Raw genomic sequence first — 10,537 nt, forward strand, 5'->3', positions numbered from 1 at the left:
TTGAGCCCCGGAGACTTCGGACCTCAGGACGCCTGCGGCCCTCAGGCCGAAGCGGCCTTCTTGCCCCGTGTCGCGCCGCCGCGTCCTCGCAGCGTCACTCCGGACTCACTGAGCATCCGGTGGACGAACCCGTAGGAGCGGCCCGTTTCCTCGGCCAGCGCCCGGATGCTCGCACCGGAGTCGTACTTCTTCTTCAGGTCTGCCGCGAGCTTGTCACGCGCGGCGCCGGTCACCCGGCTGCCCTTCTTCAGAGTCTCGGCCACCCGTGCCTCCTCATGGGAAGTGCGCTCTGGACTCTCATGATCACCCCTCTCGCGCTTCCTGGCCACCCATTCGGCAAGGTCGATGCGACCGGATTTCCGGGCAAAGAGCACGCCGACACGAACGGAATCCCTTATTCCGAGGGGTGCACGAGGGCGCACGGCCCCGACCGGAGGAAGAACTTCCAGGTCAGGGCCGTACGGGGAACAGCGGCCGAAAAGGGGGCGCACAGCGAGTGAGCGCCCGGCGCACCACCGGAGTACGAGACACCCTCACGCAGATGATGGATCACGCGTAGGCCGAATGATCTATCCCCGGTGGATCAGGCGAGGGCGACGAGGTCCCGGTAGTCGGCACCCCAGAGGTCCTCGACGCCGTCCGGGAGCAGGATGATGCGCTCCGGCTGGAGGGCCTCGACCGCGCCCTCGTCGTGGGTGACGAGGACGACCGCGCCCTTGTAGGTGCGCAGCGCGCCGAGGATCTCCTCGCGGCTGGCGGGGTCGAGGTTGTTCGTCGGCTCGTCGAGCAGCAGCACGTTGGCGGAGGAGACGACCAGGGTCGCGAGCGCGAGCCGGGTCTTCTCACCGCCGGAGAGCACACCCGCGGGCTTGTCGACGTCGTCACCGGAGAAGAGGAAGGACCCCAGCGTCTTGCGGACCTCCACCAGGTCGAGGTCGGGGGCGGCGGAGCGCATGTTCTCCAGGACGGTGCGCTCGGGGTCGAGGGTCTCGTGCTCCTGGGCGTAGTACCCGAGCTTGAGCCCGTGGCCCTGGATGATCTGGCCGGTGTCGGGCTTCTCGGCGCCGCCGAGCAGGCGCAGCAGCGTCGTCTTGCCCGCGCCGTTGAGGCCGAGGATGACGACGCGGGAGCCCTTGTCGATGGCGAGGTCGACGTCGGTGAAGATCTCCAGCGAGCCGTACGACTTGGACAGGCCCTCGGCCATCAGCGGGGTCTTGCCGCAGGGAGAGGGCTCGGGGAAGCGCAGCTTGGCGACCTTGTCGGAGACCCGGACGGCCTCCAGGCCGGCCAGCAGCCGGTCGGCGCGCTTGGCCATGTTCTGGGCGGCGACGGTCTTGGTGGCCTTGGCGCGCATCTTGTCGGCCTGCGAGTTGAGGGCGGCGGCCTTCTTCTCGGCGTTCTGGCGCTCGCGCTTGCGGCGCTTCTCGTCGGCCTCGCGCTGCTGCTGGTAGAGCTTCCAGCCCATGTTGTAGACGTCGATCTGCGAGCGGTTGGCGTCGAGGTAGAACACCTTGTTGACGACCGTCTCGACCAGCTCGACATCGTGGGAGATCACGATGAAGCCGCCGCGGTAGGACTTGAGGTAGTCGCGCAGCCAGACGATCGAGTCGGCGTCGAGGTGGTTGGTCGGCTCGTCCAGGAGCAGGGTGTCGGCGTCCGAGAAGAGGATCCGGGCCAGCTCGACACGGCGGCGCTGGCCGCCGGACAGGGTGTGCAGGGGCTGACCGAGGACCCGGTCGGGGAGGTTGAGCGCGGCGGCGATGGTGGCGGCCTCGGCCTCGGCGGCGTACCCGCCCTTGGTGAGGAACTCCGTCTCCAGGCGCTCGTACTTCTTCATCGCCTTCTCGCGGGTGGCGCCCTTGCCGTTCGCCATCCGGTCCTCGTTCTCGTGCATCTTGCGCAGGATCTCGTCGAGACCGCGGGCGGAGAGGATGCGGTCCCGGGCGAGGACGTCGAGGTCGCCGGTGCGCGGGTCCTGCGGGAGGTAGCCCACCTCGCCGGACTTGGTGATGGTGCCGCCCGCGGGGGCGCCCTCGCCCGCGAGGCACTTGGTGAGGGTGGTCTTGCCCGCGCCGTTGCGGCCGACCAGGCCGATGCGGTCGCCCTTGGCGATGCGGAAGGAGGCGGACTCGATGAGGATGCGGGCGCCGGCGCGCAGCTCGATGCCGGTGGCGGTGATCACGGAAAAACTCCAGGGCAGTATGGACGGCGGAGGGACGAGGGCGGAGGTCTCTCGACGCCGCTAATGCACAAGGAGAATGGCCATGAGCCCCATTCTACTGGCGGTGTGCAACTGCTTTTCCGCGTGCCCGCCGGGATGAACCGTCCGATACTCGGCGCAGGGCGGCACCGCGCCGCCCGCCCCAGGCGAGGGTGGTGCGAGCGTGCGGTTCGACGACGACGCCGATCTGGACACGTCCGAGGTCCAGGACGTGCGCGGCAGCCGGATCCCGGGCGGGAGGGCCACCGTGGGCGGGGGCATCGCCGGGGTGATCGCCCTGATCCTGGGGCTGCTCTTCGGTGTCGGGCCGGATCAGCTCGGGCTCACCTCGGACGGCTCCGACCCCACGACGAGCTCGTCGTCCGCCGCCCAGGTGCGGCAGAGCTGCCTGAAGGGCCGGGACGCGAACAGGCGGGACGACTGCCGGACGGTGGCGGTGGTCAACAGCGTGCAGGACTTCTGGCGCCAGGAGTTCCAGCGGCGCGGCGGTACGTACGGGGACGCGCGGACGGTCCTGTTCAGCGAGCGGGTGGGCACCGCGTGCGGGGCGGCGACCTCGGCGGTGGGGCCGTTCTGCTGCCCGGGTGACCGCAGGGTCTATCTGGACCTGGGCTTCTTCGACGACCTGCGGACGAAGTTCGGCTCCAGCGGCGGGCCGTTCGCCCAGGCGTATGTGGTGGCGCACGAGTACGGCCACCATGTGCAGAACCAGACGGGCACGCTGAGCCGGTCTCAGGACGGGCGGCAGGGCGCGGACAGCAACGCGGTGAGGGTGGAGCTCCAGGCCGACTGCTACGCCGGGGTCTGGGCGCACCACGCGACGACGACGCCGGACGAGTCGACCGGGCGGCCGCTGGTCACGGAGCTGACCCGGGCGGACATCCGGGACGGCCTGGACGCGGCGGCGGCGGTCGGGGACGACCGGATCCAGGAGCGGTACCAGGGGCGGGTCACGCCGGAGTCCTGGACGCACGGCTCGGCCGCGCAGCGGCAGCAGTGGTTCTCCACGGGGCTGCGGACCGGGGACATGGCGCAGTGCGACACCTTCACCTGACCTGCGGAGATCTTCTTCGGACCTGCCTCAGGAGGGCATTGTCAGTGCCCGGTGGAAGACTGAGACGCACATCACAGCACGCGGTACGGCAAACGGATGTCAGAAGAGGTGAGTGCCATGGCAGGCGCGGCGAGCGGGGTTCCGACGATCTACCCGACGATTCTGTACGACGACGCGAAGGCGGCGATCAGGACGCTGACGCAGGGCCTCGGTTTCGCCGAGGAAGCGGTCTACGAGGGCGAGAACGGCAGTGTGCTGCACGCCGAGCTGTCCTGCGGCAACGGCAGGGTGATGCTCGGCTCCAAGGGGGGTGACGGCGCGTTCGCGCGGGCGATGGCGGGCGCGGGCCCGGCGGGGGTCTACGTGGTGGTCGACGAGGTGGACGAGCACTACGCCCGGGCCAAGGATTTCGGTGTCGAGATCCTGATGGAGCCGACCGACCAGGACTACGGTTCCCGGGACTACATGGCCCGGGACGCGGAGGGCAATGTGTGGAGCTTCGGGACGTACGCCCCGGGGTCCGCCGGCTGAGCGGCTGACCCCGGCGGCGCGGGGATCAGGCGCCGCCGGTGTGGACCTGGAAGGCGGCCCGGCGGACCGCCTTGGCCAGGGCCGGGTCCGGGTGTGCGGCGGCCAGCGCGACCAGGACCTGCACGGTGCGCGGGTGGCCGACGGCCCTGACCTCGTCGAGCAGCGCCGGGACGGTGCCCTGGACGGCGGAGTCGAGGTGGCGCACCAGGAGCCCGGTCTCGCCGTGGTCGGCGACGGCGGCTGCGGTGTCGACCCAGAGCCAGGTGGCCTCCTCCCGGCTGAGGACGTCCTGGGCGTCGTCGGGGTCGTTGCCCTCGTACTCGGCGAGCCAGAGCAGCGCGTAGGGGCGCAGCGAGGCTTCGGCGAGCACGGCCCGGACCTCGGGTTCGGCGGGGGCGCCGACGACCCGCAGTGCCTCGAAGGCCAGTCCGCGCAGCAGCGCGTCCTCGCCCCGGGCGACGGCCAGCAGTTCGGCGACGGCGGTGCCGACCGTACGGGCGGCGAGCCAGGCGCGGTATTCGTCGCGGGCCGGTCCGGGGGTGAGCCGGGCGCAGCCGAGGAGCATGTCGGCGGCGGCCTGCTCGATGTTCCCTGCGGGGCTCTGGGCGGCCACGCAGATCTGCTCCAGCTTGACCCAGACCGCCCAGTTGCCGAGCGGGGTGAGGGTGGCGTGCCCGTTGCCGAGGGTCAGCGCTCCGACGGCGGCGAGGCCTTCCAGGGCCCAGTCGAGCAGCAGGGCGTTGAGTTCCTCGGCGCTGCGGGCGGGGCCGGTGGCGGTATCGGCGGGGGCCTGGACGCCCGGGGCGGCGAGTGCGGCCGTTCTGCCGGGGCCGAGGGGCACTTCGCAGCGCTCCTCCTGGAGTTCGGCGACGCGCTGGCCGAGGAGGTCCAGGAGGGCGGGGACGGCGACGGGGCCGGCGGAGAGCTGGAGGAGGGAGAGCACCTGGGGCACGGCCTCGACGGCTTCGGCGACCGCACCGGTCTCGATGCCCTCGGGGGCGGGGTGGACGAGCGACCAGGCGTCGAAGAGTGCCACCCAGCCGCGGAGCACGGCGGAGTCGTCCCGGTCCCAGGCCCGCAGCCGCCAGCCGGGGCGGGCGGTGTCGCCGTGCAGCTCGATCAGCCCGGCCAGCCGGGCCCGGTCCCAGCCCGCTCGTACCTGCGCCGGGGAGAGGTGCAGGGCGGCGGCCGCCCGTTCGGGGGCGTGGGCGGCGAGCGGGGCGGCGGTTCCGGGGCCCGGGTTCCCCGGGGTCCCGGCGGCCCAGTGGGCGATGCGTACGGCGTCGGCGAGCACTGCCCTGGCCTGGTGGGCCAGTTCCGTGCGCGGCGGGGTGCCCTCGGGCGGCCGCGGGGCCGGCCTGGTGCGCCGGGTGGTCACGGCCTTGCGGGCGGTGGCAAGGGGTCGCGGGCGGACAAGTCGCAGCCTGGAGTCGCGCGGGGTACGGGACGTCACGGGGAGCAGTCTTGCCCCTGACGGCCCGAAAGCCCAAACGGAAGGCGTTTCACCGGCAGACGCAAGGCCTCGCCGGTACCGCCGACAGGGGGGCCGATCACCGCATCGGCTCACATCAGGGGCGTGAGGAAGCGGCGCAGGGTCTCCTCGTAGCGGGCCGGGTCCGCGTTCCACATCGCCGCGTGCGGAGCCTGCGCCACGGCGTGGAGGCTGACCAGGTCCGGACGGCGGGCGACGAGTTCACGGGAGGGCCCCCAGGGGGCGATCGAGTCGTCGGGCCCGTGCAGGATCAGGGTCGGGGTGCGCAGCGCGTCGGGCACCGAGGTGTCCAGCAGCGGGGCGCCGCTCATCCCGGTCCGGCCCTGGGCGGCGCGGACCGCCAGCGGCAGCAGAGCGGCCGGGACGCCGCGGGCCGCGGCCAGGGCGCGCAGGGTGACCGGCCAGTCGAGCACCGGGGAGTCGAGGACGAGGCCGCTGATCCGGTCGCGGAGCGGGGATTCGACCGCGGCGAGCAGGGCCATCGTCGCGCCGGTGGACCAGCCGTGCAGGATCACGTTCGCGGCCCCGTAGCGCAACGCGTGGCGCAGGGCCGCGTCGACGTCGCGCCACTCGGAGGCGCCGAAGTGGCTGAGGCCGTCGGCGGAGCGGGGGGCTCCGGGGTCTCCCCGGTAGGCGAGGTCGAGCACGGGGAAGCGGTGCCGGTGGAGGAAGCCCATCAGGTTCATGGGGTGGGCCCGGGTGGTGCCGAGGCCGTGCACGGTGATGACCCAGGTGCGGCGTGCGCCGGGCACGTACCAGGCAGGCAGCGTTCCGAGCTCGCCGGGGATCTCCACCTCCCGGTGGTCGAGGCCGAGGTCGCTGCCCGGGTCCCCGTCGTACAGCTCGGTCGTGAGCCGGACCTTCGCGCCCGGTTCGAGGAGGCCGTGGATGACCCGCTCCAGCCTGCGCACGACGGTGTCGGCGGCGGCGGAGGCCCCTTCGACGACGGGCCCGACCACCGCGTGGACATCGGGGCCTGCCAGCCCGTACGTACCGGGCCGGAGCGCGGAGAAGGAGCGGGTGAGGGTGACCTGTCCGGCCGCGGTGGCGTGCACGGTGAGTCTGCGGTCGGCGGGCAGGGACCGCCCGGGGGCCGCCTTGAGGGCGGCGTCGCTGGCGTACCGGCCGGCCGCGACCGCTGCCGCACCGGCGCCGAGGATCGTGGTGACGGCCGTTGCCGTCGCAGTTGCCGGGCGCACGGCTCCAGTGTCGGGGGGCGAACGGCGGGGTGCCAGCGGGCGGGGGCCGTGCGGGGCGGGCACGAGCCGTGCGGGGCCCGCGCCCCGGGTCCGCCCGCGCCCCGCGCCCCTCCCCGCGCCCGGGCGCTCCGGATCAGCCCGGCTGGCCGTAGGTCCTGAGCGCCTCGGTCACCTCGGCGAGCTGGGCCTCGCTGAGCAGGGCCGGGGTCCGGCCCGGTACGGAGTCGGCCGTGAGCCAGAGCCGGCACAGCCACTCCAGCTGGGCCGTGCGCTCGTAGGCCTGGTCGAGGGTGTCGCCGTAGGTGACGGTGCCGTGGTTGGCCAGGAGGCAGCCGGTGCGGTCGCGCAGGGCGGCGAGCATGGCGTCGGCCAGCTCCGGGGTGCCGTAGCGGGCGTAGGGGGCTGTGCGGACGGGACCGCCGAGGATGGCGGCCGCGTAGTGCACGAGCGGCACCTCGGGCAGCAGCGTGGAGACGGCGGTGGCGTGCACCGCGTGGGTGTGGACCACGGCGGCGGCGCCGGTCTCGCGGTAGACCGCGAGGTGGAGGGGGAGTTCGCTGGTCGGCCGGAGGTCCCCGATGACTTGGCGGCCGTCGAGGTCGACGCCGACCGTGTCACGGGGGCCGAGCCGGTCGTAGGGCACCCCGCTGGGCGTCACCAGGACCAGGTCTCCGGCACGGGCGGACACATTGCCCGAGGTGCCGACTACGAGGCCGTCCGCGGCGCTGCGGCGGGCGGTCGCGACCACCTCCTCCCAGACCCGGGCGACGGATTCCGGCTGCTGCTCGCTCATGGGGCGAGCGTAGGGGCGGGAGACGGAAACCGGAACGTCGTGCCCCACGTGACCGGGATCTCTTCCGGGGCCGGAAACGCCCGCCAAAAACTTCACCAACGAGCGGTAAAGGGCAGACCAGACGGCGCCCCAGGGGACTCCCACCGCCCCTCCCGCACACAAGCGGAATCAGTCGCCCCTGGTTGGGGTCACCACAGCGCCCTGCTCAGTTCATCTTCCGTTCACCCAGGTTGCCTACGGTCCACGAGCCACTGACGCCGAACGATTGCCTGGGTAAATGGAACACATCACGCTGCTGCTTGCGATTGTGGTCGTAACAGCTCTCGTGTTCGATTTCACGAACGGTTTCCACGACACCGCCAACGCGATGGCGACCACCATCTCGACCGGCGCGATGAAGCCCAAGACAGCGGTGGCGATGTCCGCCGTTCTCAACCTGATCGGCGCCTTCCTGTCGGTGGAGGTCGCCAAGACGATCTCCGGCGGGATCGTCAACGAAGACGGCATCAGAACCGAGGTCATCTTCGCGGCGCTCGTCGGCGCCATCCTGTGGAATCTCCTGACCTGGCTGGTCGGCCTGCCCTCCAGCTCCTCCCACGCCCTGTTCGGCGGTCTGATCGGCGCCGCGGTCATGTCGGCCGGCTGGTCCTCGATCAACGGCGGCACCGTCGTCACCAAGGTGCTGCTGCCCGCGATCGCCGCTCCGCTCGTCGCCGGTCTCGCAGCGATGCTGGCCACGCGGCTGACGTACCGGATCAACCGGAACGTCACCGACCCGAACCAGCTCAAGTCGACGGCCAAGGGCTACCGGACCGGGCAGATCGCCTCGGCCGGTCTCGTCTCGCTCGCCCACGGCACCAACGACGCCCAGAAGACGATGGGCATCATCACCCTGGCCCTGGTGACCGGCGGCGTCCTCGCCCCCGGCTCCAACCCGCCGATGTGGGTCATCGTCTCCGCCGGTGTCGCCATCGCGCTCGGCACCTACCTCGGCGGCTGGCGCATCATCCGCACCATGGGCAAGGGCCTGACCGACCTCCAGCCGCCGCAGGGCTTCGCCGCCCAGACCAGCGCGGCGACCGTCATCCTGGCCTCCTCGCACCTCGGCTTCTCGCTCTCCACCACCCAGTCCTGCTCGGGTGCCGTGATGGGCGCGGGCCTCGGCCGCAAGGGCGGCGTGGTCCGCTGGTCCACCGCCACCCGGATGTTCGTCGCCTGGGGCCTCACGCTCCCGGCCGCGGGTCTGGTCGGCGCGGGTGCCGAGTTCCTCACCAAGCAGGGCCCCTGGGGTGTCGCCGTCACCGCGGCCATCCTGGTCGGCGGCTCCTTCGCCATCTGGCTGGCCTCGCGCCGCCAGCCGGTCGACCACACCAACGTCAACGACACCGAGGAAGCGGCGGCGAACGAGCCGCAGGGCGTCGTCACCACCGCCATCGCCGCGGTCTCCCCGCCCCCCGCGGGCGCACCGGTCTCCGACCTCTCGACCACCATCCCGGCCCCGGCCGCGGCACCCGACGACACGCCCCGCCCCGCGGCCACGGTGTAAGGACAGATCCGTATGAAAATCGACTGGGCAGCTCTCGCCTCCGTCTTCGGTGTCAGTCTCGTGATCACCGTCGCGCTGGTCGGCGTCTTCACCCTGGGCATCGTCGCCCTCTCCAAGCTGTCGGCCCCGGCCGGCGGCAGCGGCTCCGGGAGCGGTGCCTCCGGCGGTACCGCCGCGCTGGCGCGCACCAGCGCGTACGCCTGCTTCGCGGCGTGCGCGGCGGCGGTCTCGTACGGGATCTATCTGATCGTCGCCTGACGCGTCCCACGGCACCCCTCATCGGGCCGGACACACCTCGTGTGTGTCCGGCCCGATGTGCGTCTGCGCACACCTGGCCTCCGCAGGTCAACAGCAAGTTGACGGCTGTTCTCGCAGCGTGGTGGACTGCCGGAGCCATTCACGGCGACAGCAGAGGAAGCCGGTGCGAATCCGGCGCGGTCCCGCCACTGTCACCGGGGAGCACTCCCCCACACCGGACGTCACGACCTGTCGGGACACCGGATGTCACGGCCCGTCGCGCACGGGCTGGAAGGCCGGGGGAGCTGCGGATCCGGGAGCCAGGAGACTCTCGTCGCCGCTCTCGTCGAACCAGGGCGCGGACCCTGAGTTAAGGACCTATGCCATGTCCGGCCGCCGTGCGCCGCATCCAGTGCCCCCTCACTCCGGAACGCCCCGACCCACGACGGGCTGAGCCGTGCGTGCCGATCGCCTCTTCGCGTACGGCGCCACGGCCGGAATGGTCGCCGACGCGCTCTTCGGCGACCCCCGGCGGGGCCACCCCGTCGCCGGGTTCGGCCGGGCCGCCGCGCGGGTGGAGTCCCTGCTGTGGCGTGACGACCGGGGCCGGGGCGCGCTGCACACCCTCATGTGCGCCGGAGGCGCCGTGGGGGCCGCCGCGCTGGCCGCCCGTGCGGTACGGGAGCGCCCCGCGCTCGCCGTCGCGCTGACCGCCGCCGCCACCTGGTCGGTCGTCGGCGGTACGTCGCTGGGCCGGGAGGCCCGCGCCATCGGGGGCGCGCTGGCCGCCGGGGACCTTGAGGTCGCCCGGGAACGGCTGCCGCATCTGTGCGGGCGCGACCCGCACTCCCTGGACGGGCCTGGGATCGCCCGCGCCGTCGTGGAATCGGTCGCCGAGAACACCTCGGACGCCGTCGTCGGCGCGCTCGTGTGGGGCGCCGTCGGCGGGGTGCCCGGACTCGTCGGCTTCCGGGCCGTGAACACGCTCGACGCGATGGTCGGCCACAAGTCGCCCCGCCACCGCCGTTACGGATGGGCCTCGGCTCGCCTGGACGACCTCGCTGGGTGGCCCGGCGCCCGGCTGACGGCCGCGCTGGCCGTGGTGGCGGGCGGGCGGCCGTCCGAGGCCGTACGCGCCTGGAAGGCGGACGCGGGGCGCCACCCGAGCCCGAACGCGGGACCGGTGGAGGCCGCGTTCGCGGGGGCGCTCGGCGTACGACTGGGGGGAACGCTGGCGTACGCGGGGCGCGTGGAGCACCGGCCCGTACTGAACGGGGAGTCCGGCCGGGACGTGCGCGGCGACGACATCGAACGCGCGGTGCGGCTGTCGCGCCGGGTGAGTGCGCTGGCCCTGGGTGTGTGCGTGGCGGCGCGGATGGTCGCGGGGCGGGCCGCCGGGCGGTCGGCTGCGGGACGAAGGCGGGGGCGGTCATGAACGGTCCGGCACGGAACGCGGTACGGGAA

The 10,537-nt window shown here is 72.9% G+C and carries 10 protein-coding genes and 1 riboswitch; of the genes, 5 read left to right on the forward strand and 5 right to left on the reverse strand.

Annotation, left to right across the window (positions count from 1 at the left end):
- Positions 1 to 41: 41 nt before the first annotated feature.
- Positions 42 to 263, reverse strand: coding sequence for a helix-turn-helix domain-containing protein (locus tag RI138_RS05650; RefSeq protein ID WP_006123601.1), 222 nt, complete (start codon positions 261 to 263; stop codon positions 42 to 44).
- 320 nt (positions 264 to 583) lie between these two features.
- The gene (locus RI138_RS05655) at positions 584 to 2,182 is read right to left on the reverse strand and encodes an ABC-F family ATP-binding cassette domain-containing protein (RefSeq protein WP_096628172.1); all 1,599 of its coding nucleotides are present in this window, start codon (positions 2,180 to 2,182) and stop codon (positions 584 to 586) included.
- A gap of 202 nt (positions 2,183 to 2,384) precedes the next feature.
- Between RI138_RS05655 and ypfJ the strand changes: the two genes are divergently transcribed.
- Complete coding sequence (ypfJ, locus tag RI138_RS05660; protein ID WP_311119005.1) at positions 2,385 to 3,275, forward strand: KPN_02809 family neutral zinc metallopeptidase; 891 nt, start codon at positions 2,385 to 2,387, stop codon at positions 3,273 to 3,275.
- A gap of 117 nt (positions 3,276 to 3,392) precedes the next feature.
- Positions 3,393 to 3,806, forward strand: a complete 414-nt coding sequence (locus tag RI138_RS05665) for a VOC family protein (RefSeq protein WP_311119006.1) — start codon at positions 3,393 to 3,395, stop codon at positions 3,804 to 3,806.
- Positions 3,807 to 3,831: 25 nt separating this feature from the next.
- Here the strand turns inward: RI138_RS05665 and RI138_RS05670 are convergent, their stop codons facing one another.
- The 3 genes from RI138_RS05670 to RI138_RS05680 all read right to left on the reverse strand — a co-directional run bounded on the left by RI138_RS05670 (position 3,832) and on the right by RI138_RS05680 (position 7,290).
- Positions 3,832 to 5,184, reverse strand: coding sequence for a hypothetical protein (locus tag RI138_RS05670; protein WP_311122808.1), 1,353 nt, complete (start codon positions 5,182 to 5,184; stop codon positions 3,832 to 3,834).
- A gap of 185 nt (positions 5,185 to 5,369) precedes the next feature.
- Positions 5,370 to 6,497: an alpha/beta hydrolase gene (locus tag RI138_RS05675; RefSeq protein WP_311119007.1), complete on the reverse strand. Its 1,128-nt coding sequence runs from the start codon at positions 6,495 to 6,497 to the stop codon at positions 5,370 to 5,372.
- Positions 6,498 to 6,630: 133 nt separating this feature from the next.
- Positions 6,631 to 7,290 carry a class II aldolase/adducin family protein gene (locus tag RI138_RS05680; RefSeq protein ID WP_311119008.1) on the reverse strand — a complete coding sequence of 220 codons (660 nt, stop codon included), beginning with the start codon at positions 7,288 to 7,290 and terminating at the stop codon, positions 6,631 to 6,633.
- Between the two features lie 277 nt (positions 7,291 to 7,567).
- Between RI138_RS05680 and RI138_RS05685 the strand changes: the two genes are divergently transcribed.
- From RI138_RS05685 to RI138_RS05695, 3 genes are all read left to right on the forward strand, one after another.
- Positions 7,568 to 8,836, forward strand: coding sequence for an inorganic phosphate transporter (locus RI138_RS05685; protein WP_311119009.1), 1,269 nt, complete (start codon positions 7,568 to 7,570; stop codon positions 8,834 to 8,836).
- Positions 8,837 to 8,848: 12 nt separating this feature from the next.
- Positions 8,849 to 9,094, forward strand: a complete 246-nt coding sequence (locus tag RI138_RS05690; RefSeq protein ID WP_311119010.1) for a hypothetical protein — start codon at positions 8,849 to 8,851, stop codon at positions 9,092 to 9,094.
- A gap of 154 nt (positions 9,095 to 9,248) precedes the next feature.
- Positions 9,249 to 9,403, forward strand: a riboswitch (cobalamin riboswitch).
- Positions 9,404 to 9,530: 127 nt separating this feature from the next.
- The gene (locus RI138_RS05695; RefSeq protein WP_311119011.1) at positions 9,531 to 10,508 is read left to right on the forward strand and encodes a cobalamin biosynthesis protein; all 978 of its coding nucleotides are present in this window, start codon (positions 9,531 to 9,533) and stop codon (positions 10,506 to 10,508) included.
- The last annotated feature ends 29 nt before the right edge of the window (positions 10,509 to 10,537 follow it).

Source organism: Streptomyces durocortorensis (assembly GCF_031760065.1).
In the GTDB taxonomy this organism is placed as follows: Bacteria; Actinomycetota; Actinomycetes; order Streptomycetales; family Streptomycetaceae; genus Streptomyces.

Bases quoted from the DNA above. Each gene is read 5' to 3' on its own strand.
- RI138_RS05685 (WP_311119009.1), top strand. From the start codon at position 7,568: ATGGAACACATCACGCTGCTGCTTGCGATTGTGGTCGTAACAGCTCTC.
- RI138_RS05680 (WP_311119008.1), bottom strand. From the start codon at position 7,290: ATGAGCGAGCAGCAGCCGGAATCCGTCGCCCGGGTCTGGGAGGAGGTG.
- RI138_RS05665 (WP_311119006.1), top strand. From the start codon at position 3,393: ATGGCAGGCGCGGCGAGCGGGGTTCCGACGATCTACCCGACGATTCTG.
- RI138_RS05690 (WP_311119010.1), top strand. From the start codon at position 8,849: ATGAAAATCGACTGGGCAGCTCTCGCCTCCGTCTTCGGTGTCAGTCTC.